At 71.1% G+C, this 22,537-nt stretch carries 26 protein-coding genes; 10 read left to right on the top strand and 16 right to left on the bottom strand.

Annotated elements, in window-relative coordinates:
* Positions 1 to 100: 100 nt before the first annotated feature.
* From CF165_RS18560 to CF165_RS18550, 3 genes are all read right to left on the bottom strand, one after another.
* Positions 101 to 1,714: a DHA2 family efflux MFS transporter permease subunit gene (locus CF165_RS18560; RefSeq protein ID WP_093948795.1), complete on the bottom strand. Its 1,614-nt coding sequence runs from the start codon at positions 1,712 to 1,714 to the stop codon at positions 101 to 103.
* Positions 1,695 to 2,324 carry a PadR family transcriptional regulator gene (locus CF165_RS18555; RefSeq protein ID WP_093948794.1) on the bottom strand — a complete coding sequence of 210 codons (630 nt, stop codon included), beginning with the start codon at positions 2,322 to 2,324 and terminating at the stop codon, positions 1,695 to 1,697. The genes CF165_RS18560 and CF165_RS18555 overlap by 20 nt, the downstream gene beginning before the upstream one ends.
* Before the next feature lie 139 nt (positions 2,325 to 2,463).
* Entirely contained in the window at positions 2,464 to 4,047 is a 1,584-nt protein-coding gene (locus CF165_RS18550; protein WP_093948793.1) for a TROVE domain-containing protein, read from the bottom strand.
* Positions 4,048 to 4,544: 497 nt separating this feature from the next.
* Here CF165_RS18550 and CF165_RS18545 point away from each other — a divergent pair, with 497 nt between their 5' ends.
* Positions 4,545 to 5,438, top strand: coding sequence for an LLM class flavin-dependent oxidoreductase (locus CF165_RS18545; RefSeq protein WP_093948792.1), 894 nt, complete (start codon positions 4,545 to 4,547; stop codon positions 5,436 to 5,438).
* 9 nt (positions 5,439 to 5,447) lie between these two features.
* Entirely contained in the window at positions 5,448 to 5,906 is a 459-nt protein-coding gene (locus CF165_RS18540; RefSeq protein ID WP_093948791.1) for a MarR family winged helix-turn-helix transcriptional regulator, read from the top strand.
* On the opposite strand, the gene CF165_RS18535 is transcribed toward CF165_RS18540, so the two are convergent.
* Positions 5,897 to 6,118 carry an acyl-CoA carboxylase subunit epsilon gene (locus CF165_RS18535; protein WP_093948790.1) on the bottom strand — a complete coding sequence of 74 codons (222 nt, stop codon included), beginning with the start codon at positions 6,116 to 6,118 and terminating at the stop codon, positions 5,897 to 5,899. The two genes, CF165_RS18540 and CF165_RS18535, sit on opposite strands and share 10 nt — an antisense overlap.
* Positions 6,115 to 7,752 carry an acyl-CoA carboxylase subunit beta gene (locus CF165_RS18530; protein ID WP_093948789.1) on the bottom strand — a complete coding sequence of 546 codons (1,638 nt, stop codon included), beginning with the start codon at positions 7,750 to 7,752 and terminating at the stop codon, positions 6,115 to 6,117. The genes CF165_RS18535 and CF165_RS18530 overlap by 4 nt, the downstream gene beginning before the upstream one ends.
* A 54-nt stretch (positions 7,753 to 7,806) precedes the next feature.
* On the opposite strand from CF165_RS18530, the gene CF165_RS18525 reads away from it, so the two are divergent.
* Positions 7,807 to 8,595, top strand: a complete 789-nt coding sequence (locus tag CF165_RS18525) for a GNAT family N-acetyltransferase (protein WP_093948788.1) — start codon at positions 7,807 to 7,809, stop codon at positions 8,593 to 8,595.
* 21 nt (positions 8,596 to 8,616) lie between these two features.
* On the opposite strand, the gene CF165_RS18520 is transcribed toward CF165_RS18525, so the two are convergent.
* From CF165_RS18520 to CF165_RS18505, 4 genes are read right to left on the bottom strand one after another with little or no spacing between them, the layout of a single operon-like run.
* The gene (locus CF165_RS18520; protein ID WP_093948787.1) at positions 8,617 to 9,264 is read right to left on the bottom strand and encodes a response regulator; all 648 of its coding nucleotides are present in this window, start codon (positions 9,262 to 9,264) and stop codon (positions 8,617 to 8,619) included.
* Entirely contained in the window at positions 9,261 to 10,373 is a 1,113-nt protein-coding gene (locus CF165_RS18515; RefSeq protein ID WP_093948786.1) for a sensor histidine kinase, read from the bottom strand. Before CF165_RS18515 ends, CF165_RS18520 begins: the two co-directional genes overlap by 4 nt.
* Positions 10,374 to 10,407: 34 nt before the next feature.
* Positions 10,408 to 11,199 carry an SRPBCC family protein gene (locus CF165_RS18510; RefSeq protein WP_093948785.1) on the bottom strand — a complete coding sequence of 264 codons (792 nt, stop codon included), beginning with the start codon at positions 11,197 to 11,199 and terminating at the stop codon, positions 10,408 to 10,410.
* 31 nt (positions 11,200 to 11,230) lie between these two features.
* A complete protein-coding gene (locus CF165_RS18505; protein ID WP_093948784.1) occupies positions 11,231 to 11,647 on the bottom strand; it encodes a MarR family winged helix-turn-helix transcriptional regulator in 417 nt (138 codons plus the stop codon).
* A gap of 80 nt (positions 11,648 to 11,727) precedes the next feature.
* Between CF165_RS18505 and CF165_RS18500 the strand changes: the two genes are divergently transcribed.
* The gene (locus CF165_RS18500) at positions 11,728 to 12,291 is read left to right on the top strand and encodes a flavodoxin family protein (RefSeq protein WP_093948783.1); all 564 of its coding nucleotides are present in this window, start codon (positions 11,728 to 11,730) and stop codon (positions 12,289 to 12,291) included.
* Here CF165_RS18500 and CF165_RS18495 read toward each other — a convergent pair.
* Positions 12,281 to 13,150 (bottom strand): hypothetical protein, encoded by an 870-nt coding sequence (locus CF165_RS18495; RefSeq protein WP_143268610.1) that lies wholly within the window; start codon positions 13,148 to 13,150, stop codon positions 12,281 to 12,283. The two genes, CF165_RS18500 and CF165_RS18495, sit on opposite strands and share 11 nt — an antisense overlap.
* Before the next feature lie 110 nt (positions 13,151 to 13,260).
* Positions 13,261 to 13,626 carry a winged helix-turn-helix transcriptional regulator gene (locus CF165_RS18490; RefSeq protein ID WP_205660903.1) on the bottom strand — a complete coding sequence of 122 codons (366 nt, stop codon included), beginning with the start codon at positions 13,624 to 13,626 and terminating at the stop codon, positions 13,261 to 13,263.
* Between the two features lie 82 nt (positions 13,627 to 13,708).
* Here CF165_RS18490 and CF165_RS18485 point away from each other — a divergent pair, with 82 nt between their 5' ends.
* Together CF165_RS18485 and CF165_RS18480 are read left to right on the top strand one after the other, a co-directional pair.
* Positions 13,709 to 14,560: an NAD(P)-dependent oxidoreductase gene (locus CF165_RS18485; protein ID WP_240521657.1), complete on the top strand. Its 852-nt coding sequence runs from the start codon at positions 13,709 to 13,711 to the stop codon at positions 14,558 to 14,560.
* Entirely contained in the window at positions 14,557 to 15,306 is a 750-nt protein-coding gene (locus CF165_RS18480) for an SDR family oxidoreductase (RefSeq protein WP_093948781.1), read from the top strand. The genes CF165_RS18485 and CF165_RS18480 overlap by 4 nt, the downstream gene beginning before the upstream one ends.
* Here CF165_RS18480 and CF165_RS18475 read toward each other — a convergent pair.
* On the bottom strand, positions 15,290 to 16,066 hold the full coding sequence (locus tag CF165_RS18475; RefSeq protein ID WP_167441500.1) for an NAD(P)H-dependent oxidoreductase: 777 nt from the start codon (positions 16,064 to 16,066) through the stop codon (positions 15,290 to 15,292). The two genes, CF165_RS18480 and CF165_RS18475, sit on opposite strands and share 17 nt — an antisense overlap.
* Before the next feature lie 71 nt (positions 16,067 to 16,137).
* On the opposite strand from CF165_RS18475, the gene CF165_RS18470 reads away from it, so the two are divergent.
* Complete coding sequence (locus CF165_RS18470; protein WP_093948780.1) at positions 16,138 to 17,136, top strand: GlxA family transcriptional regulator; 999 nt, start codon at positions 16,138 to 16,140, stop codon at positions 17,134 to 17,136.
* Positions 17,137 to 17,157: 21 nt separating this feature from the next.
* Positions 17,158 to 18,042 carry a transglutaminase-like domain-containing protein gene (locus tag CF165_RS18465; RefSeq protein WP_093948779.1) on the top strand — a complete coding sequence of 295 codons (885 nt, stop codon included), beginning with the start codon at positions 17,158 to 17,160 and terminating at the stop codon, positions 18,040 to 18,042.
* Here CF165_RS18465 and CF165_RS18460 read toward each other — a convergent pair.
* Positions 17,999 to 18,898: a LysR family transcriptional regulator gene (locus tag CF165_RS18460; protein ID WP_093948778.1), complete on the bottom strand. Its 900-nt coding sequence runs from the start codon at positions 18,896 to 18,898 to the stop codon at positions 17,999 to 18,001. The two genes, CF165_RS18465 and CF165_RS18460, sit on opposite strands and share 44 nt — an antisense overlap.
* Before the next feature lie 96 nt (positions 18,899 to 18,994).
* Here CF165_RS18460 and CF165_RS18455 point away from each other — a divergent pair, with 96 nt between their 5' ends.
* Positions 18,995 to 19,378, top strand: a complete 384-nt coding sequence (locus CF165_RS18455; RefSeq protein WP_093948777.1) for a nuclear transport factor 2 family protein — start codon at positions 18,995 to 18,997, stop codon at positions 19,376 to 19,378.
* Here CF165_RS18455 and CF165_RS18450 read toward each other — a convergent pair.
* Positions 19,375 to 20,025 (bottom strand): TetR/AcrR family transcriptional regulator, encoded by a 651-nt coding sequence (locus tag CF165_RS18450; protein WP_093948776.1) that lies wholly within the window; start codon positions 20,023 to 20,025, stop codon positions 19,375 to 19,377. The two genes, CF165_RS18455 and CF165_RS18450, sit on opposite strands and share 4 nt — an antisense overlap.
* 16 nt (positions 20,026 to 20,041) lie before the next feature.
* Entirely contained in the window at positions 20,042 to 20,860 is an 819-nt protein-coding gene (locus tag CF165_RS18445) for a class I SAM-dependent methyltransferase (RefSeq protein WP_093948775.1), read from the bottom strand.
* A gap of 189 nt (positions 20,861 to 21,049) precedes the next feature.
* Here CF165_RS18445 and CF165_RS18440 point away from each other — a divergent pair, with 189 nt between their 5' ends.
* A complete protein-coding gene (locus tag CF165_RS18440) occupies positions 21,050 to 21,637 on the top strand; it encodes a dihydrofolate reductase family protein (RefSeq protein WP_093948774.1) in 588 nt (195 codons plus the stop codon).
* Here CF165_RS18440 and CF165_RS18435 read toward each other — a convergent pair.
* Positions 21,627 to 22,481, bottom strand: a complete 855-nt coding sequence (locus CF165_RS18435) for a sigma-70 family RNA polymerase sigma factor (protein ID WP_093948773.1) — start codon at positions 22,479 to 22,481, stop codon at positions 21,627 to 21,629. The two genes, CF165_RS18440 and CF165_RS18435, sit on opposite strands and share 11 nt — an antisense overlap.
* Between the last annotated feature and the right edge of the window lie 56 nt (positions 22,482 to 22,537).

The raw sequence follows: 22,537 nt of genomic DNA, 5'->3' as shown, positions 1-22,537 counted from the left end.
AACACTGTTATTCACTCACGACCCCCGCTGGACCACCGCTCCCGCGGTCCGTGCAGGCCCCCGCTCCGGTCCCGACACCCGGAGCGGGGGCCTGCGCGGTTCAGGCCGTGGCGGCCTCGGGCGTCGCGGCCGGCTTGCCCCAGCGCGGCTCGACCTTCCGCAGCACCGCCGCCGAAACCACGCCGAGCAGGAGCACGCCCATCGGCAGCAGCATCGTCACGCGGGCCGCGTCGGTCAGTCCACTGTGGACGGCCTGGGTCGCGAGCTTCCCCGCCTGGGCGGCGATCTCCGCGGGCAGGCCGGGCATCGGCGACGGACCGCCCGCCGAGCCGAACTCACCCGTGCCCGCCGCGGCGTGGGCGATGCCCTCCGCGAACGGCGCCCGGTACGGCTCCGGCAGCTGCGCCGCCGCCTTCGTCGCTTCGTCGGCGATGGAGGCGCTGATCCGCGCCTGCAGCAGCACGCCGATCGCCGCGCTGCCGAGCACGCCGCCGACCTGCCGCGCGGTGTTGAAGATGCCGGACGCGGTCCCGGCCAGCCGCGGCTCGACCGACCCCATCGTCATGTTGCTCATCGGGGAGAAGATGCAGCCGATGCCGAGCCCGCACACCAGCAGCGCCGGGACGAACGCCCACGGGCTGCTGTCCGGCGTCGCCTGCAGCGCGATGATCCCCAGCCCGGCGGCGAGCGCGGCGAGGCCGAACATCACCAGGTACTTGCCGTTGACCTTGTCCGAAAGGTGCCCGACGAACGGGGCCACGATCCCCGCCAGCAGCGACATCGGCGCGGTCAGCAGCCCCGCCGTCGTCGGGGTCAGCTGGAGCACCGACTGGATGTAGATCACCAGCGGGAGGAACATGCCGGTCATCGCGAAGCCGACCGTCGCCGCGGTGAGCGTCCCGGCCGAGAAGTTCCGGTTCGAGAACACCTCCAGCGGCAGCATCGGCTCGCGCTTGTTGACCCGCTGCCACACCACGAACGCGATCAGCAGCACCACGCCGGCGCCGATGATCTCGAACACCGTGATCCCGCCGAAGACCGTGCCCCAGTCGTACTGCTGCCCGTTCTGGACGCCGAACACGATGCAGAGCAAGGCCGCGCTCGAGAGCAGGATGCCCAGCAGGTCGAACGAGTGCGCGTGCTTCGGCTGCCAGTCCGGCACCAGCAGCAGCGTGAGCACGATGGCGACCACGCCGATCGGCACGTTGACGAAGAAGATCCACTCCCAGCCGAAGTGGTCGACCAGCACGCCGCCGAGCAGCGGGCCCGCGATCGTCGCCAGCCCGGCGACGCCGCCCCACATGCCCATCGCCGGGCCGCGCTTGGACGGCGGGAACAGGTGCGTGATGAACGCGAGCGTCTGCGGCGTCATCAACGCGGCGCCGAGCCCCTGCACGGCCCGCGCGGCGATGAGCATCTCGGCGTTGCCGGACAGGCCGCACCACAGCGACGCGCCGGTGAAGACGACGAGCCCGGCGAGGAAGACGCGCTTCGGGCCGAAGCGGTCACCGAGCCGGCTGGTGAACAGCATCGGCACGGCGTAGGTCAGCAGGTAGACGCTGATCACCCAGACGATCGAGTTCAGCCCGGCGCCCAGCTCGCGCAGCATGGTCGGGATCGCGATCGACACGATCGTCGTGTCGAGCAGGATCATGAAGAAGCCCAGGCACAGCGCGCCGAGCGCGGCCCACGGGTTAGCTTGTCTTGCGTTCATCGTCGTCTTCCTTGGTGATGAGCGTCAGGTGTGGTTCTCGGTCGCTGTCCTGGAACGGGATCCGCCCGGACTTCAGTTCTTCGAGGAGCCGCTCGGTCCACGCCAGCTCGAACTTCCGGTGGTCGCACTGGTAACGCCAGTCCAGCCAGTAGATCTCCGGCGTCCCGTCCCCGGCGAGGTGGTCCAGGACGGCCTGGTCGGCGGCGACGCCGGCCCGCAGCCGCGTGACCCGGTGTTCGAGTTCGAGCAGGGACACCTCTTTGCCCAGCTCGTCGATGACGGCGAGCCCCGACAGGAAGGCGGGGTACTCCTTGACGATGTCCCCCACGAGTTCCCGGCCGCGCTGGTTGAACTCGTCCAGCCCGGCCTGCGTCATGCCGTAGACGGTCCGTTCGGGCCGCCTGCCGTCACGCAGGGTGTCGACCACCTCGATGAAACCGCTGCGGTGCAGACGTTCCACGGTGTGGTAGAGCGAGCCCGCTTTCACGTTGACCCGGGTGTCGACGTACCGCTCGCGCATGAGCTGAGCCATCTCGTAGGGGTGCATGGGCTTCTCGTGCAGCAGCTCCAGCACGGCGATGCCGAGCGGCGTCAGCTTGGCCGAAGCCATGATCGGATCCCTCCATGTCGTTTATTCCACGTGGACTATACGGCGCAGACTAGTCAGCGGTCCACGGCTACTTCCGTGACCGTCCGTGCACAGCGCGAAGGCCCCCATGCTCTCGGCATGGGGGCCTCCGTGGCGTTTCTCAGAACGGCCAGTCGGCGTTCTGGCCCCGCTCCAGCAGCGGGATCATCCGGAATCCCTGGTCGGTCAGGCCGCCGAACGTGTGCCGGTACGCGCTCCCGGACGGCGCGTGGCCGACGCGGTAGCCCGCCAGGTTCCACGTGTACAGCGGGACGCGCGCGGGCAGCGCCTGCCCGACGTCGCCCCACCCGGCCTGCTCGTCGGTGAGGATGACGACGCGGTCGTGCTTCGCGAAGTGCTTCCTCAACGCGCCGGACGTGTTGGTGCCGCCGCCGAGGAAGAACCCGCCGGACTTCCAGCGCTCGACGTCGCTCAGCAGTGAGCCGCCCGGGCGCAGCTTGAACTCCTTGGTCCGCGTGCCGCCCAGGAGGCGGTCCGAGAACGACACGACGTCGGCGTTCGCGCAGCGCCGGCCCAGCGCCAGGCCGAACACCGCGGCCGCGTCCCAGCGCATCAGGGTCCCGTCCTTGCTGAAGCCCATGTTCATCGACGTCGACGTGTCGACGAGAACGAGCGTGCGGCCGGCCAGTACGGGCACATTGGCCAGCGCATGCGAAACCGCCTGCTCCAGCGCCCACGCCCAGCGCAGCGACGGCGCCGCGCGGTAGGCCGACAGGAACCGCATCGGCAGCTGCCGCGACTTCGCGACCTGCGCCGGGTCGGCGAGCCGCCCGGCGACCCGCTGCGCTACCGCGTCCGAGACACCGGCCTCGTCGAAGTTGCGAACGTTTCGCAAGAGAGCCATGTAGCCCATCGACGGGATCAGCGCCTCCCAGACACGGGCGTCCAGCGGACCCTGCAGCCAGCCGGCGACCGACTCCCACGTCATGCCCGCCGCGCGCAGGACGTCCGCCGCGCCGGGACGGGCGAACAGCTCGCGGCGGCAGCCGACGTCCCACGACAGCAGCTCGGCCCGGGCCCGCAGCGTCTCCAGGGCGTCCGGGACCGCGTTGCCGCGGTCGTGCCGCTCGTCGAGGATGTGCCGGAACAGGGCGCCCTGCGCGTCGTCGCGCTTCACCGGGTGGGTCAGCTCCAGGACGTCGGCGAACCGGAACGCCCTCGAGGCCGAGTCCCACTTGGCGAAGGACCGCTCGTCGTAGAGCTTCTCGACCGCGTCGGCGATGCCGCGCTTGACCGGCTTCGGAACGGCGCGGCCGTGCACGGACGTCCAGTACGCGAGCAGCTCACCGGGCTCGTCGGCCCGCTGCAGCACACTCGCGACGACCTGGCGGCTCAGCCCGTCGAGCCCCGCGTCCCGTCGCGCCTTGGCGAACTCGGCCGCGCCGACGAGGGCCGCCGTGCGCAGGTTCGCGTCCGTGCGCAGCCAGCGCAGGAACCGCGCGGTCCACTGTGGATCGTCCAGGGTGGACCGCCGGACCAGGTCGGTGAAGCGGGAGTCGCGGGTGCCCGCGGTCTCGTAGTAGGTGTGCTCGCCGACCATGTTGGTCACGGCGAGCAGGAACAGCTCCGACCGGGTGTCGCGCGCGTAGCCGGCGCCGCCCTGGTGGGTGACCGTGGACGGCGTCGCCTCGCCGCGGACCGGCGAGGTCGCGGCGGGTGCTCGTGCGGTGTTGAACTTGCTCATCGTTTCCCCCTCTTGCCGAGGGAGCCACGGCCACAGCGATGCCCGAGATCGAAGTCGGTGAAGGTACGTTGCTGCTCTGCCTGCTGAGCTACCGGGCCACTGTGTGGCCCGGGAGGGATTCGAACCCCCGACCTGCCCATTAAGAGGAAGTAACCCTCGCCTGCGCACCGGGCATCGGTGAAGCCGTGGCTCCCGAGATCTTCGCCACCCGCGGGTTTCGTGTTTACAGCATGAAGTAACCGCGGGCTTCGCACCGGGAGTGCGTGTGTGTGCCCGAGGTCGCAGTGGTGAAGGCTTTCGGGAGTCGAACCCAAGGGATACCAGAGAAGTAACCCTCACCGTCGCACCGGGCGAGATCCACAGTAGCCCGCGGGTCGCGACGCGCAAACCGATTTTCCGCGGCCCGGACCCGCGGTACGGCGCACCCGCCGGAACAAGTAGTTCGCATCAAGAACTACCTATGGTATGTTCGTACTACGAACTAACTGGGAGGAATCATGACGCACTTCGGTATCGGCGTGTCCACAGCGGTCACCGCCGTCCCCGGCACCCTGAAGCTGGCCGTCCAGGCCGACCGCGGCGGGCTCGACCTGATCACGGTGTCCGACCACCCCTACTACGCCGACCGCCTCGACGCGTACGCCGGGATCGGCGTCCTGCTCGGCCGGACCGAACGGGTGTCCGGCCTGGTCAGCGTCACCAACCTGCCGACGCGGCCCGCGTCGATGCTCGCTCGTACCGTCACGTCGCTGTCCGCGCTGACCGGCGGCCGGATCGTGCTCGGCATGGGCGTCGGCGGGCTCTGGGACGACATCGCCCGGCTCGGCTTCACCAAACTGACGCCGGGGCAGGCCGTCCGCGCCTTCGAAGAGGGCATCCGGCTCGTGAAGATGCTGGGTGGCGGCGGGGAACCGGTGACGTTCGACGGCGAGTTCCACCAGGTCACCGACCTGGAGCCGGCCGCGGAACCGATGCCGCCGGTGTGGACCGGCTCGGTCGGGCCGAAGTCCCTCGCCGTCACCGGCCGCGTCGCCGACGGGTGGATGCCCGGCCACGCCGCCGACTGGCTCAGCGAGCGCTACCGCACGTCCCGCCCGGTCATCGACAAGGCCGCGGTGGACGCCGGCCGGGACCCCGCGGACATCGCCACCGTCTACAACTTCCCTGGCCGCATCACAGCCGAGCCGCTGCGGAAGACGCGCGCCGACGACGGTCGCTGGATCGGCGGCTCGGCGGACCAGTGGATCGAGGAGCTGACCGGCGCGGTGCTCGAGCACGACGCCGCCGGGTTCGTGCTCTTCGGGCCCGGCGGCAGCACGCCCGACGAGGACGCCACCGCGCGCTGGGCCGGGGAGATCGTCCCCGCCATCCGGGAAGCGATCGCGAAGTAGGCTGACGGGATGGGGAAGAGCGGGGCGGACCTCGGGGTCGTGGCCGGGCTCGTGCGCGCGTCGTTCTTGGTGAACGCCGTCTACGCCGAGTCCGCCCGCGAGTACGGGCTCACCGTGCAGCAGGGGCAGCTGCTGTGCGTGCTGATGGGCCGGCCGTACGGCATGGGCGACCTTGGCGCGACGCTCGGCCTCGAAAAGTCGAGCCTGACCGGCCTGGTCGACCGTGCGGTCCGGCGCGGGCTCGTCCGCCGCGAGCCCGACCCGGACGACCGCCGCGCCGTGCAGGTCGTGCTGACGGAGGAAGGCGGCGAACTGGCGGAGGACTTCTACGCGGCGACGTGCCGTCGGGTCGACGAGCTGGCCGCGAGCCTGAGCACCCAGGACCGCGACCGGCTCGCGGCACTGCTGGGCACGGTCGTGCGGGAGAACGAAGCCCCGACGGTCTTCCTCGACGCCCTTCAGCCCTGAGGGAGACCCGAAGCGCGCCAAGCACCTTCGCCGGGGTGATGCGGCCGACGCAGCGAAGCAGCGTGATCGCCCCACCACGACGTACGCGGCTTCGGCTTCTCCGGGGCCTTCGCGGCCGAAGCTGCGGCGACGACCGCCGTCAGCGCCGCCAGTTCGGCGTCGCTCGGGTTTCCGCGGACCACCCTCAGCAGGGGACGGCTCTCCTCGCTCACAGCGGGATGTTCCCGTGCTTCTTGGGCGGCAGCGACTCGCGCTTGTTCCGCAGCAGCGACAGCGCCCGCGCGACGTGGCCGCGGGTGTGCGCCGGCACGATCACCGAGTCGACGTACCCCCGTTCGGCCGCCGCGTACGGGTTCAGCAGGGTGTCCTCGTACTCCTGGATCAGTTCGGCGCGGAGCTGATCGACGTCCTTCCCTTCGGAAGCCGCCTTGGCCAGGGTCTTGCGGTGGACGATGTTCGCCGCGCCCTGGGCGCCCATCACCGCGACCTGCGCGGTCGGCCACGCCAGGTTGATGTCGGCGCCGAGGTGCTTCGAGCCCATGACGTCGTACGCGCCGCCGTACGCCTTGCGCGTGATGACCGTGACCAGCGGGACCGTCGCCTCCGCGTAGGCGTAGATCAGCTTCGCGCCGCGGCGGATGATGCCGCTCCACTCCTGGTCGGTGCCCGGGAGGAAGCCCGGGACGTCGACGAAGGTGAGCACCGGGATGTTGAACGCGTCGCAGGTGCGGACGAACCGCGCGGCCTTCTCGGACGCGTCGATGTCGAGGCAGCCGGCGAACTGCGTCGGCTGGTTCGCGACGACGCCGACGCTCTGGCCATCGACGCGGCCGAAACCGACGATGATGTTCGGCGCGAACAGTTCGTGGACCTCGAGGAAGTCGCCGTCGTCGAGGACGCGGGTGATCACCTCGTGCATGTCGTACGGGGTGTTCGGCGAATCCGGGATGATCGTGTCCAGCTCGCGGTCGGCGTCGGTGACGTCGTCGAAGAACCCGGCCGGTGCGTCCGACGGCTCGAACACCGGCGCGTCGGACAGGTTGTTCTGCGGCAGGTAGGAAAGCAGTTCCTTGACGTAGGCGATCGCGTCCTCGTCGTCGGAACCGAGGTAGTGCGCGACGCCGGACTTCGTGTTGTGGGTGCGGCCGCCGCCGAGCTCCTCGAACGTGACGTCCTCACCGGTGACCGTCTTGACGACGTCGGGGCCGGTGATGAACATCTGCGAGGTCTCGTCGACCATCACGACGAAGTCGGTCAGCGCGGGGGAGTAGACGTGCCCGCCCGCGTTGGCGCCCATGATCAGCGAGATCTGCGGGATGACGCCGGAAGCCTGCACGTTGCGGCGGAAGATCTCGCCGTAGAGACCGAGCGAGACGACGCCTTCCTGGATGCGCGCGCCGCCGCCCTCGTTGATGCCGACGATCGGCCGGCCGGTCTTGATCGCCAGGTCCATGACCTTGACGATCTTCTCGCCGTAGACCTCGCCGAGGCTGCCGCCGAAGACGGTCACGTCCTGGCTGAACACGCAGACGGGCCGGCCGTCGACGGTGCCGTAGCCGGTGACGACGCCGTCGCCGTACGGGCGGTTCTTCTCCTGCCCGAAGTTGGTCGAGCGGTGCCGGGCCAGCTCGTCGAGCTCCACGAACGAGTTCTCGTCGAGCAGCAGCTCGATCCGTTCGCGTGCGGTTTTCTTGCCCTTGGCGTGCTGCTTCTCCACCGCGCGGGCCGAACCCGCGTGCACCGCCTCGTCATAACGGCGATACAGGTCGGCGAGCTTGCCGGCCGTGGTGTGAATGTCCGGTTCGTCCTCGGGCGGCGTCCCGAGCGGCTCCGTCGCACTGCTCATTCCCGGGAGCTTAACTACTTGTCGGTCACTTCGCGTGTGGCGTAGGCAACGTCCATGGAGATCCGGATCCTGGGTGTCGCCGACCTGCCCGCCTGCTCCGACCTGGCCGAGTCCCGGTCGTGGCCGCGCGAGCCGCCGAAGTGGGCGCTGCTGCACGATGTCGGATGGCTGTTCGGGGTGGACGCCCCGGACGGCGACGGCCTGGCCGCTGCTGCTGCTTTCGTGACGTTCGATGCGGTGGCGTCGATTTCGATGGTGCTGGTCGCGGCCCGCTACGAGCGCCGGGGCCTGGGCCGGGCGATCACCGCACACGCGATCGCGGCGGCCGGGGACCGGGTGGTCTGGCTTCACACGTCGAGGTTCGGACGGCGGCTGTACGAGTCGATGGGGTTCATCGCCGACGGCGGCAGCCAGGGCCACGTCGGCCGGTTCGCCGACGACGGCGGCCCCGCCACGCGACCGGCGACGGACTTCGAGGAGATCGTGCGCCTGGACCGGCTGGCGCAGGGCGTCGACCGGCGCCCGCTGCTGGAGCGGCTGGGAACGCCTCACGCGGTCGACGGCGGTTTCGCGTTCGGCACGGACATCGGCCACGCGACGGCGATCGGCCCGGTCGTGGCGGAATCGGAGGAGCAGGCGAAGGCGCTGATCCGCGGGGTGGCGCGGGCGGCGCCGGGCGAGGTGCGCGTGGATCCCGATCTCCGGTTCCCTGGCCTTGCGGAGTGGCTGCGGGAGCGCGGTCTCGTCCCGACGGCACCCGCGCCCCGCCTCGTCTTGGGCGGCCGGCGGCTACCCGGGGATCCCGGTCGCCGCTTCGCCGCCTTCACGCGGGCGGCGGGCTGAGGGCTTCGCCGGTGACGGTGCTCAGGGGGCGGTCGGCCGGACCAGGCCCGACTCGTACGCCGCGATGACCAGCTGGGCCCGGTCCCGCGCCGCGAGCTTGTGCAGCAGGCGGCCGATGTGGGTCTTCACCGTCGCGATGCCCAGGTGCAGCCGGGCCGCGATCTCGTCGTTGGACAACCCGCGCGCGACCAGCGACAGCACCTCCTGCTCGCGGGCCGTCACGCCGTCCAAGCGGGACACCGGACCCGACGGCAGCCGGGCGAACTCCGCCACCAGACGGCGGGTCACCGACGGTGCCAGCAGCGCGTCGCCCGCCGCCACGACTTCGATCGCCGCCAGGAGGTCGGCCGGGCGGGTGTCCTTCAGGAGGAACCCGCTCGCGCCCGCGCGCAGCGCCGCGTAGACGTACTCGTCGAGGTCGAACGTCGTCAGCATCAGCACCCGCACGCCGGTTTCCGCGCAGATCCGGCGGGCCGCCTCGATGCCGTCCATCTCCGGCATCCGGACGTCCATGAGCACGACGTCCGGCCGCTCCCGTCGCGTCAGGGCGACCGCTTCGACGCCGTCGGACGCCTCGCCGACGACCTCGAGGCCCGGCGCGCTGTCGACCAGCACCCGGAAACTGCCGCGCAGCAGCGCCTGGTCGTCCGCGATCAGAACGCGGATCATCGGGTCACCACCGTTTCGTAGGGCAGCCGCGCGAAGACGCGGAAGCCGCGGTCTGAAGGCCCCGCCGAGAACTCGCCGTCGTAGACCGCGACGCGTTCGCGCATCCCGATCAGCCCGTGGCCGGGTACCGCTTCGCCGCCGCGGCCGTCGTCGAGCACTTCGATGCGCACGTCACCGTCGCCGCCCGTGATGCGGATCCGGCAGGTCGCCGCGCTCGCGTGCTTGACCACATTGGTCAGTGCCTCCTGCACGATCCGGTACACCGACTGGCCGACACCGCTGGGCAGTTCGTTGCGGCCGTCGAGGCCGTCGACGACGAGGTCGACCGCCAGGCCCGTCAGCTGCGCGCGGTCGGCGAGTGCCCGCAGGTCGTCGAGCGTCGGCGCGGGCGCCAGTACCGGGACACCGGTGCCGTCCCGCAGCACGCCCAGCATCCGCCGCAGCTCCGCCAGGGTCTCGCGGCTGGTGTCTTCGATGACGCGCAACGCGTCCCGCGCCTGGTCGGGCTGCTCGAGGGCGACGTGGTTGCCGACGGCCGCCTTCACCGCGATCAGGCTCATGCTGTGCGCGACGACGTCGTGCATCTCGCGCGCGATCCGCAGCCGTTCCGCCGAAACCGCCTGCCGGGTGTGGTTTTCGCGCTCGATCGCGGCGTACTCGCGGCGGGTGCGGACGGTGAGACCGAGCAGGAACCCGACGACCAGCGCCGCCGCGCTGACGTTCACCGTCGTGGCCGTGTCCGGGTTCGGCGCGGTGAGCGCCAGCACGCCCAGTTCGATCCACCCCGCCGCGAGAGCGACTTGGCCGATCCGGCTTTTCAGCCGGTTCACCACGACGTAGAGCGCACAGCCCGCGCCCACCACGGCGGCGCCGAAGACCGGCCCGCCGACGGGCACGGCGGCCGCGGCCAGTGCCAGCCCGAGCACGTAGCTGCCCAGCGGCCACCACCGTCGGAGCACGATCGGGACGACACTCCCCACCACGATCGTCCAGCCGAGCCAGGTGGGCATCCACGACGGCAGCGCCCACGCGCCGGCGGCGAGGTTGCCGCCGGCACCGACCCCGAGGGCCGCGGCCGCGAGAACGTCCAGAATGACGCGAATGCGCATGAACCGAACGTAATGCCGACCTCACGTCCGCGCGTCAACCCTGGGTCGGACGCTGTCCGTAGTGCTTCTTCACCGCCTCGACGCGGTCGGGCGTCCAGTCCGGCAAGTCGACGCCGAAGGTGGCGGCGAACAGCTTGTCGAGCTGCTCGTGCCGCCGGGTGAGCTGCGCGGGGACGTCGTCTTCCGGCGCCTCGGCGAACTCGACGCGGGTGCCGTCGAGGGGATCCTGGACCACGCTCCAGCCGGGCTCGTCCGGCAGGAGCGCCCGGACCTCGTCCACCGGCTTCCAGACGAGGTCGCGGCGGAAGCGGATCGTGCCGTCCGCCAGCACCTCCCCGTACCCGAGGCCGAATTCGTCCACATAGGACGCCATCCGCTCGTGCCACCGCTGAGGCTGCTCGAAGTCTCGGCCGGCCAGGCGCGCGTCGAGCGCGTCGAGGCAGACGTCCCAGCCGGCGGCGTTGCGGCCCGCAGCGAGCTTCGCGATCGCCGGGTCGCAGCGGCCGAAGGTGTGGGTGAACTCCAGGAGGCTGCCGTCGCCGTCGGGGGAGATCAGCCAGCGCAGGGTGTCGTCGTTCCAGACGAAGGTGAACTCGCGCGGCGGGTCGGCGGTGACGACGTGGCCGGTCGTCGTCGTGTCCTCGCCGGGGAAGGTGAACCGGATCTCGCCGCCGTCGCGCAGGTCGACGTCCACCCGGGCGGGGAACCAGTGCGCGAGCTCGGCGGGGTCCGTGATCGCGCGCCAGACCTTCTCGGGCGCGTGCTTCAGCCGGCGTTCCAGCCTCAGCACGGGACGGTCATCGATGGTCAGCAGTTTCGCGGACATGCCTGTATATAACCATCGAGGCATATAAGGGTCAAGCGCCGCGGACGGCGGCGGCCGCGGCGGCGAGCTCGGGGTCGCTCGCGGCCTTGTCGAGCGCGGTCCGCAGCACCGAGCAGTACGTCGGCTCGGTCTCGGCGTAGCGCTTGCGGCCGGCGTCGGTGATCACCGAGTAGACGCCGCGGCGGTCGTCCTCGCACAGGTCGCGGATGGTCAGCCCGGCGTCTTCGAGACGGGCGCACATCCGGCTGACCGAGCTCTGGTTGAGGCCGATCGCCTCGGCGAGCTCCTGCATCCGCAGGCCGCCGCGCGGTCCGGCGACCAGCTTGCCGAGCGCGCGGTACTCGGACAGGCCGAGCCCGTGGCGCCGCTGCAGGGCTTTCGCGAGCTCTTGCTCGATCCGGGCGTGCAGCACGAGAACGCGTCCCCACGCCTGTTCGTCGACGGTCATCTTCCGGCCTCCTCTTGACGCCAGGATAGTCCAGCGACAGTATTTATATGTACATGCAAATATATCGAAGGGGTTCGAACATGAGCGACCGCAGCTTCCTGTTCCTGGTGGGTGCCGCGCGGGCCGGTGGCAACACGGAGATGCTGGCCCGCCGGGCGGTGAAGGAGCTGCCCGGCGACGTCGAACAGCGGTGGATCCGGCTGCCGGAGGTGCCCCTGCCGCCGTTCGAGGATCGCCGCCACGGCGTGGGCGAGCACCCGGCGCCCGGCGAGCACGAACAGCTGCTGATGGACGCGACGTTCGCGGCGACCGACATCGTGATCGTGTCGCCGGTGTACTGGTACTCGGTCGCGGCGAGCGTGAAGCTCTACCTCGACTACTGGTCGGGGTGGATGCGCCTGCCGGTGGAGTTCAAGCCGAAGATGCGCGGGAAGACGTTGTGGGGCGTCAGCGTGCTGAGCGAGACGCCGCGCGAAGCCCAGCCGCTGATCGGCACGCTGGAACTGTGCGCCGAGTACCTGAGCATGAACTGGGGAGGCGTCCTGCTCGGCAACGGCAGCCGCCCGGGCGACGTGCTGCAGGACGACGGCGCGATGACGGCCGCGCCGACCTTCTTCGCCGGCGCGGACCTGGTCAGCGCGTAGCCGGCGGCTCTTCGGCGCTGCCCGGGAAGAAAGTCCAGGCCTCGACGAAGGACCGGGCGTTCCGCTCGTTCGCCCGGTGCCCTTCGTCGACCCCGGGATCCATGTTGTCGCTCCAGACGGAGACGTTCCATTCGGCTTCGCCGGCCGGGCGCACCTGGACCACCACCTTCTGGCCCCGGAACGACACCAGCTGGAGCGGGCCGGTGTTCAGCCATTGCGGCGGCCAGATCCCGGTGGCCGCCACGATTTCGACGTGCTCTCCGTGCTCGTCTCGGGCGTCGGTGCAGCTCACGATGGTGCTGCCGGCCTCGTACAGCGCGCCGAGGCAGTACTGGCGGATTTCCGGGAGCTCGCCGGTCACGGTCACCGATCCGCAGGCGCCGTAGAGCGACGGCTTCAGCCCCCGGTCGCCCCAGATCTTCCGCAGGAACCGCACCTGGAAGGAGAAGAGCACGAGGAACAGGACGAAGGCCGGCCCGGCGAGGAAACCGGTGCCGTCCCTGAAGGAGATGAAGTTGCTGACCACGTCGTCGGCGAAGAAGAAGCCGTACACGATGGCCGCGGCCAGGAAGACGATCATGAAGAACCAGATCCAGCGGCGTTCCCGCCTGCGGTAGTGGCGCTTCGTCTCGACGTTGTCCCAGTCGGCGGGCCAGAGTTCCTTCTTTTCGTCGTACTTGTCCCACGGTGCGGCCGACTCCAGGGTCCGGATCCGGATGGTCGCGTGCGAGGGGTTGCGACCGCGTTTCCTTGCCCTGCCCGAAACGATGAGCACCGGGATCGACCGGAGGACGGCCGCGAGGACCGCGAGAACGGGTGCGAAGTTCTTGACGTTCGTGACGAACTGATCGCCGGTCACCGGTGTCTCCACCCCTTCCGGCGCCGGGAGCGGAGTCGGCCCGGCGTCTCCAGGCTCAGGTCGCCGCACGCTGACGTCGCGTTACACCTCGCCGAGGACGTCCGCCGCGATCACGCTGAAGCAGTATGCGGCGGCGCCGGCGTGACGCCGCGGCGCTTCGCGATCCCGGCCATGTTCTCCTCGCCCCAGTCGCCCAGCGGCAGCAACGCGGTGTTCAGCCGCTGACCCAGGCCGGTCAGCGAGTACTCGACCTTCGGCGGGACCTCGTGGAACACCTCGCGGTGCACGATCTCGTCGGCCTCCAGCTCCCGCAGGGCCTGGATGAGCATCTTTTCGCTGATTCCGGCCACCTTCCGCTTCAGCTCGCCGAACCGCAGCGGCTCGGCGTGCAGCGCCCAGAGGATCAGGGCCTTCCAACGGCCGCCGATCACGTCGACGGCGGCGTCCAGTCCGCAGCGGTAAGTCCGGGGCTGCATGCAGGATCCTTACGTTGGGGTGGGTACCTGACTTATTAGTCGGTACTTGTCCAGTGTAAAGCGCCTCAGCAGCATGGAGACCATGGGAGAAAGCAAGAAACAGGTGGGCGTGCTCGGCCTGGGGCGGATGGGCGCCGCCCTCGCCGGGGCGCTCTTGGGGGCGGGACACGACGTCTCGGTGTGGAACCGGTCGCCGCTCAAGGCGAGTCCGCTGCTCGACCGCGGTGCCCGGCTCGCGGCCACACCGGCCGAGGTGGCTTCGGCTGACGTCGTCATCAGCTGTCTGTCCACATACGACATTCAACGACCGGTCCTGGAAGCCGCGTCGCCGAAGGTGCTCGTCAACCTCACGTCCGGGACACCGGAGGAGGCCCGCGTGGCCGCGAAGTGGGCGGCTTCGCAGGGCATCGACTACGTGGACGGCGTGATCATGGCCGTGCCGCAGAGCATCGGGACGCCGGCCGCCCGGATCCTCTACGGCGGCTCGGAAACGACGTTCGCGGCGCAGCGCGAAGTGCTCTCGGTCTTGGGGGAACCGGTGTTCCTCGGCGAGGACGCCGGACTGGCGGCGCTGTACGACCTCGCGCTGCTCGGCATCATGTGGTCGACGATGGGCGGGTACCTGCACGCGCTCGCGCTCGTCGGCACCGAGGGCGTCACGCCGGAGAAGTTCACGCCGATGGCCACGGAGTGGCTTTCGGCGGTCGGCGGGTTCCTGCCCGGCATCGGCGAGCAGGTGGCGAGCGGGGACTACGCCACCGACGTGTCCGCCTTGGACATCAACGCGGCCGGGCTCGGCCTGCTGGTGGAGACGAGCCGCGCGCAGGGCATCAACCCGGCGGTCCCGGCCGTACTGCGGGAGTTGTTCGACCGTGCGGTGGCCGCGGGCCACGGTTCGCACGCGATCGCGAGCGTCATCGAGGAGATCCGGTGAAGTACCTTGGCAAGAAGGCCGTCGTCACCGGCGGCACGCACGGCATGGGGATGGCGGTGGTGCGCGCCCTGCTCGACGGCGGCGCGGAGGTGCTCCTGACCGGCCGGGACGTCTCGCCGCTGGCAGGGACCCTGCCGGGCAAGGCGCACCTGCTGTCGTCGGACGCGGCTCGCCTGGACGACGTCGCCGAGCTGGCCGCAGTGGCCGCGGACACACTCGGCGAGCTGGACCTGGTGTTCGTCAACGTCGGGTTCTCGACGCTGACGCCGTACCAGGAGGCGACGCCCGAGGTCTACGACCGGACCTTCGACGTCAACACCAAGGGCGCGTACTTCACCGCGCAGCGGCTGGCTCCGCTGGTCCGGCCCGGTGGCTCGTTCGTCTTCACGACGTCGGTCGCGGTCGGGGCGGGCATCGCGGGGATGGGGCTGTACTCGGCGGCGAAGGCGGCGGTGCGGTCGTTCGCCCGCACGTACGCGGCCGAGCTGGCGCCGCGCGGGATCCGGGTGAACGTGGTCAGCCCCGGCTACACCGACACGCCGACGATGGGCGTCACCGGCGTGCCGGAGGCCGTGCTGGCGCAGTTCAAGGCGATCGGCGACGAGATCACACCGTTGAAGCGCCACGCCACGGCGGAAGAAGTCGCGGCGGCGGTGTTGTTCCTGGCCTTCGAAGCGACGTTCACCACCGGCACCGACCTCCCCGTGGACGGCGGTCTCGGGCAGCGCCTCACCCTGCCTGCCTGAGGTGGACGGCGAGCCCGGTGACGCCGGGCGCGCGGTCCGGGCGGAGGACGAGGTCGTCGTCGTAGTCGCCGCCGTTCTGCGTGCGGAACGGGATCGGCTCGGTCGTTTCCAGCGTGCTCAGGCGCGTTCGCAGGTGTGACCGGGCGTCGGCGAACTGGGCGTCCGGCACGCGGTCGGCGCCGTAGACCGCCACCGGCGGCAGGACCGACATCCCGGCGTAGAACAGGGTTCCGTGGTGCAGCGGCCACAGGACCTCGGCCAGTGAGCCGTTCACCCCGCGCGGCCCCATGGCCGGCTCGCGGGCACCCGCGGTGAGCACCACCATCGCGCGCTTGCCCGCGAGCCTGCCCTCGCCGTAGCGCAGGGTCCGGCCGTCCTCGGCGCGGACGCCGTAGCCGAAGCCCTTCACGAAGACGCGGTCGAACCAGCCCTTCAGGATCGCGGGCATGCCGTACCACCACAACGGGAACTGCACGACGACCGCGTCCGCCCACGCCAGCTTTTCCTGCTCGGCGACGATGTCCTGGCTCAGCTCGCCGTCGGCGTGCGCTCGGGCCGACGTCGCCCCGACGACCAGCCGTTCGTCCCCGGCTTCGGCGCCGAAGTCGGCGGCGTCGACCACCGGATTCCACTTCATCGCGTACAGATCCGACTCCCGGACGTCGTGACCGAGGTCGCGGAGGGTCCGGAGCCCGTCGTCACGGAGCGCCCCGCTCAGCGAGCGAGGCTCGGGATGCGCGAAAACCCACAACACGTTCATGACTCCGATGATCACGCGGCCGCGGGCCACGATCGAGTGGCCCGATGGCCAACCTGTGCAAGAATCGAGCCATGGCCGAGTTCAAGCACCCGAACCGTCACCACGTCGCCGTCCTGGTTCGCCACGGCATGCTCGTGATGGAGCTGGGCATCGTCCACCGCCTGTTCGGGCAGGCTCGCTCGGCGGCCGGCGAGCCGCTGTACGAGGTCGTGACCTGCACCGTCGAGCCGGGCCTGGTGCGCACCGACTCCGACATCACCATCCCGGTCGACCGCGGCCCGGAGGTGCTGGCCGAGGCCGACACGGTGATCGTCCCGGCGTCCCTGGTCGAGTACGAACCGAGGGCCCGCGTGCTGACCCCGCCGCTCAAGGCCGCGCTCGAGACGATCCCGGCGGGCGCGCGGATCGCGTCGATCTGCACCGGCGCGTTCGTGCTCGCCGCGGCCGGGCTGCTCGACGGCCGCCCGGCCACCACGCACTGGCGCTCCGCCGAGGAACTGCAGGACCGCTTCCCCGAGGTCGACGTCGACCCGTGCGTGCTCTACACCGACGACGGCGACGTGCTGACGTCGGCGGGTGTCGCCGCCGGGATCGACCTGGTGCTGCACATGATCCGCCGCGACCACGGCGCAGCCGTGGCCAACGAGGTCGCCCGCGGCACGGTGGTGTCCCCGCACCGCGAAGGTGGACAGGCCCAGTTCGTCCGGCGGCCGGTGCCCGAGCCCCGCACGTCGTCGACGAAGGTGGCCCGGGCGTGGGCGCTGGAGAACCTCCACCGGCCGCTGACCCTGCGTGAACTCGCCGCCCGCGAGGCGATGAGCACCCGCACCTTCACCCGGCGCTTCCGCGAGGAGGTCGGCATCTCGGCCGTGCAATGGCTGACGCAGCAACGGGTTGAGCGCGCCCGCCAGCTCCTCGAGGAGACCGACCTGCCGGTCGACCGCGTCGCCACCGAAGCCGGCTTCGGCACGGCGGCCTCGCTGCGCCAGCACTTCCAGGCCGCCCTCGCGGTGTCGCCCAGCGCATACCGCTCGACGTTCCGCGGAGAACTCCTGGCGCAGTCCGGATAAATTTCGTTAGCGTGAACGGCCATGGACGACTTCTACGTCAGCCACAGCCATTTCTCCGACCCGGGCGCGCAGGCAGAATGGCTCGACACGACCCCGCGCGACGTCGCGGCCCTGCGCGAGGCCGCGCACGAGCTGGTGTTCCACTACTGGGCCCTGGGCGACATCGCCGAGCACGGTTTCCCGGCCGAACGCCACGAAGAGATCACCCTCCGGTACGCCTCGGACATGTTCGCGCGCCTGCGCGAACTCGACCCGACGCCGCCCGGCGGCCCGCGGCCGCCGCTGCACCGGATCGTCGGCTGCTGCCGCGACTTCACCCTCCTGTTCGTCTCGATGGCACGCCACCACGGCATCCCGGCCCGCGCCCGGACCGGCTTCGCGAGCTACCTGATGGCCGGCTGGTACCTCGACCACGTCGTCGCCGAAGTCCACGACGGCTCCGGCTGGCGCCTGGTCGAACCCCAGCTGACGTCCGGGTACCGCGACCCGGTGGACGGCACCGAGCTCGACCTCCTCGACGTGCCCCGTGACCGGTTCCTGACCGGCGCCGACGCGTGGACCGCGGCCCGCGCGGGCGACGTCGACCCGGCCCGGCTGGTCGTCTCCCCGGACCTGGACGTCCCGTTCCTGCGCGGCCTGCCGTACGCGCGGTACAGCCTCGCGCTCGACCTCGCCTCGCTCAACAAGCACGAGATGCTCCAGTGGGACCTCTGGGGCGACCTCACCCCCGCAGCCTCGCTCACCCCGGCCGCCGTCGCCCGCACCGACGAGCTTGCCGAGCTCATGGCCGACGCCGACGTCGAGCAGCTGCGGGTGGCTTTCGAGGCCGACGACGTCCGGGTGCCGCCGGTGATCCGCTCGGTCACCCCGCCGGGACAGCTCCCGGTCGAGGTAGTGCTTCGCTGACCTCGGTGGCGGTCCGCACGAACCGCGCGATCCGCACATCCCGCGCCCCGGCCGCCCACGCGAGGGCGAGCGAGTAGGGCGACGCGTCGACGACCGGCCGGTAGACGACGTCGTCCCGCGAACCCAGCTCCGCGAACGACGCCGGCAGCAACGCGACCGCCTGTCCGAGCGCGACGGTCTCCAGCAGCTGGGCGCTGTCGTACACCACTGGCCCCGGCGTCACCGGCCCGCCGGTCACGTCCTGCCCGGACCAGTACGCCCGGTCCGCGGCCGACGAGAGCGGCCAGCACGGCGTCGGCCGCCCGGCGAGGTCGGCGCACGTCAGCGCGGCCCGGCCGGCGAGCTCGTGACCCGGTGCCAGCGCGGCCACCCGCGGCTCGCTGAAGAGCACCTCGACGTCCAGGCCGTGGTGGGTGCCCGGGCAGCCGACCACCGCCACATCGGCCCGGCCGTCACGCACCATCTCCGCCTGCTCGCCGAACCCGCTGACCCGGATCTCGACCGGATCCGGGTGCGCGTCGGCGATCCGCCGCAGCAGATCGGTCGCCACGCCGGGTTTCGCGGTGACGACGAGCGCCGGCGTCCGCTGCGCCGCCCGGCGGGTTCGCCGGACCGCCGCGGTGACGGCGTCGAGGGCCTTCGCCGACTCCGCGAACAGGACGTTCCCGGCCGGCGTCAGCGCGACGTGCCGGCTGGTGCGTTCGAAGAGCTGGACGCCGAGCCGCCGTTCCAGGAGCCGGATCGCCCGCGACAGCGGCGGCTGGGCCATGCCGAGCCGTTCGGCGGCGCGGGAGAAGTTCAGCTCTTCGGCGACCGCGCGGAAGTACCGCAGCTCACGGACCTCGACATCGTCCATATCGGGAGAGTATCGCGGCAGAGTCCACAGGTCTTTCCCTTTCTGTTTCGCGGATGGTGGGCTTGGTGTCGATAACTCCACAAAGGATGGACACTGATGACGGAACCGCAGCACAACAAGGAAGTCGTCCTCGCCTTCCTCAAGCTGGCCTTCACCGAGAAGCGCCCTGTCGACGCCTTCGCCGCGTACGTCGGCGACGGCTATGTCCAGCACAACCCCCACGCCCCGGCGTCCGCCGAGGCCTCGGCGGAGTACCTGGCCGGGTTCGTGGCGCGCTTCCCGGAGCTGAGCCTGGACGTGCGCCGGGTGATCGCCGAGGACGACCTCGTGTGCACGCACAGCCTGCTCCGCCTGGCACCCGGGTCGCGCGGGAGCGCCATCGCGGACGTCATGCGGGTGCGGGACGGCCGGATCGTCGAGCACTGGGACGTGGTCCAGGAGGTCCCCGAGGCCACGGCCGGCGGCACCCCGATGGTCTAGGCGACCACGCCGGGGGCCGGCGGCGGTCCGGCGTCGTGGGGCGCGACGCCGTGGAGGGCGGCGCTCACGACCGAGTCCACGGTCGGCGGGTCGAGCGGGCCGGTGTGCGGGAAGACCGCCGCCATGACCGAGGCGTGGCAGTAGCCGACCAGCAAGGCCGCTGTCGCGTCCACTTCGGACCCCGGGCGGAGCCTGCCGAGCTCGCGCTCCTCCTTCAGGTAGGCCACCAGCCGGTCGCGCCAGTAGCCGGACCGCTCGCTGATCTCCGCGAACCGCTGCAGTACCCGCGGCTGCCCGACCAGGCCGCTGAAGGCCGGCACGATCACCTTGTGCAGGGCCAGGCCGAACTCCAGGTGGCGACGGAGGTTGCCCGCCACGGTGCCTTCGCCCGCCACCGGCAGTTCGCCGAGCTCCGCTTCCGTCGTGCGCACGTGCTCCAGCAAGGCTCTGGCCACCAGCTCCTCCTTGTCGGAGAAGTGGTTGTAGAGCACGCCGTCGGCGACGCCCGCCATGCGCGCGATCTCCCGGACGGTCATCCCGGTCGTCCCGTGCGTGGCGATCATCTTCTGGGCGGTTTCGACCAGCAGGTCGTGCAGGGACTGCCCGTCCCGCTGGGCCGCGGCTTTCCTCGGTGACATCACCGCCATCGTACGGCTGCCGTCGTCACGACCTCCTTCCCGTGACCAGCCACGCGGTGCCGCGCAGGCGGACCGCGTCCGGTTCCGCGAACGGCTCGAGCGCGGCCGTCAACGCTTCGGTCGCCTTGGCCGCCGTCGCGTCGTCGACCAGGCCGAGGTGGTGGCGGACCGGACCCCAGCCGGCGATGAACCGCGCCGCGTCGGGGACGTCCCGGCCCCAGACCTGGCCGGCCTCGACGCGGGTGCACACCACGTCTTCGAAGCCGGCTTCGGTCAGCACCGCCCTCGTCCGGTCCGGGTCCGCGAACGACGTTGGGCCGCTGCCGTCCGGCCCAGTCGGCTGGGGCAGGTACGCCGCCATCGCGCCGAACAGCCGGCCGAGGTCGGTGCCGGACAGCGCCGTCATGCACAGGAACGCCAGCCGCCCGCCGGGGCTCAGGGCACGCCGGACGTTGGCGAACGCGGCCACCGGATCGGCGAAGAACATCACCCCGAACCGGCTGACCGCCAGGTCGAACGTCCCTTCGGCGAAGGGGTGGACCTGGACGTCACCCTGTTCGAACGCCACGTTCGGCACCTCGGCCGCCCGGGCCCGCGCGGTCGCGAGCATCGGCCCGGAGAGGTCGACGCCGGTGGCTGACCGGGCCCGCGCCGCGGCGAGCCGGGTCAGCTGGCCGTTGCCGCAGCCGATGTCGAGTACCCGGTCGGCCGCCCGGACGCGGTCGAGCAAATAACCGTTGAAGCCGCTGTTCACCGCGTCGTAGCGGTCGGCGTGCGCTGCCCAATGTTCCCCCTCGTAGCCGTTCCATGCCTCCGCCTGTGCGGTGTTGACGATCCCGGTCATCGCGTCCCCTCGCTTATGAACATCTGTTCATGAACACGTTTTCATGGTGCCGCCGGTCCCCTCGGCTGTCAAGGCATCGGCCACCCGTCGCCGGATGTCGGCCAGGTGGCAGATCTTCCGGCCGGGCGGACGCGGAAGACTTCTCATCAGCGAGGCAAACCGCCTCCGACCAGCGAAAAAGGAGTCATCATGGCCGACGTCATCGCCAACATGTCCATGTCCCTCGACGGCTTCGTCGCCGACCCGGAGGACCGCATCGATCACCTGTTCGAGTGGTTCGGCAACGGCGACGTCGAGGTGCCCACCGCCGTCGACTGGGCCACCTTCAAGACCTCCGAGGCCAGCGCGAAGATGCTGCGCGCCGCGATGGAGAACGTCGGGGCGCTGATCACCGGCCGCCGGCTGTTCACCCTGACCCAGGGCTGGGGCGGCAAGCACCCGATGGGCGTGCCGGTCTTCGTCGTCACCCACGAAGAGCCCGCGGACTGGCCGCACCCGGACGCGCCGTTCACCTTCGTCACCGACGGCCTCGAAAGCGCCGTCGAGCAGGCCAAGAAGAACGCGGGCGACAAGAACGTCGCGGTCGCCAGCACCACGATCGCCCAGCAGTGCCTGAACCTCGGCCTGCTCGACGGCATCCAGGTGGATCTCATCCCGGTGCTGCTGGGTTCCGGCGTCCGCTTCTTCGACCACCTCGACACCACGACCAAGCTGACCGATCCCGAGGTCATCGAGGGCACCGGCGTGACGCACCTGTCGTACCGGATCAAGCGCTGAGGACCGTGACGTGCAGCGCGGCGAGGCGGGCGGGGTCGGCGATCACCTCATAGGCCGCCACCCGTTCGCCTTCGACCACCACGGCGAGGGCGAGCACCAGCCGTCCGCGTGGTGCCACGACGACCCCGACAGCGCCGTCGACCAGGGCTGCTTCGGCGAAGCGGGCTCGTTTGCCGAACACCCGCGTCTCCTCGGCCACCGCGCGGGCGCCGCGCGTTTCGAGCGCCGCTCCCGCCGGCAGCGCGGCCGCGTCGGCCCGGCGGACGACGTCCGGCGCCAGCACCTCGAGCAGCGAGGCCAGGTCGCCGCCGCGGGCCGCGGCCAGGAACGCGTCGACCACCCGGCGGTGCCGGGCCAGGTCGGCCGGGGGCAGCGGGGACGTGCCCCGCACCCGCTGCCGCGCGCGGCTCGCCAGCTTCTTCGCCGCCACCGGCGTCCGGTCCAGCACCGGCGCGATCCGGTCGAACGGCACCGCGAACAGGTCGTGCAGCACGAAGGCGATCCGCTCGGCCGGGCCGAGTGCGTCGAGCACGACGAGCAGTGCGCGGCCCACGGAGTCGGCGAGTTCGGCTTCGCCCGCCGGGTCGGCGTCGTCCGCCGGCTCCGGGAACACCTCGAAAGCCTCCTCGCGGCGCGCCTTCCGCGAGCGCAGGACGTCGAGGCAGACGCGGGAGACGACCGTGGTCAGCCAGGCCGCCAGGTTGTCGACGGAGTCCACGCGGTTCAGCCGCAGCCAGGCCTCCTGCACGGCGTCGTCCGCCTCGGCCGCCGAGCCGAGCATCCGGTAGGCCAGCCCGCGCAGCCTGCCGCGTTCGGCCTCGAACTCCGCTGCCAGCTCGTCCATCGGTCACCTTTCGCCCGCGTCCACCGTCGCTTCCCCGACGTGTCCCGACGACCAGA

Source organism: Amycolatopsis vastitatis (assembly GCF_002234595.1).
Classification (GTDB): domain Bacteria; phylum Actinomycetota; class Actinomycetes; order Mycobacteriales; family Pseudonocardiaceae; genus Amycolatopsis; species Amycolatopsis vastitatis.
The sequence above is the reverse complement of the archived record's forward strand: the minus strand, read 5'-3'. Positions and strand labels throughout refer to the sequence as shown.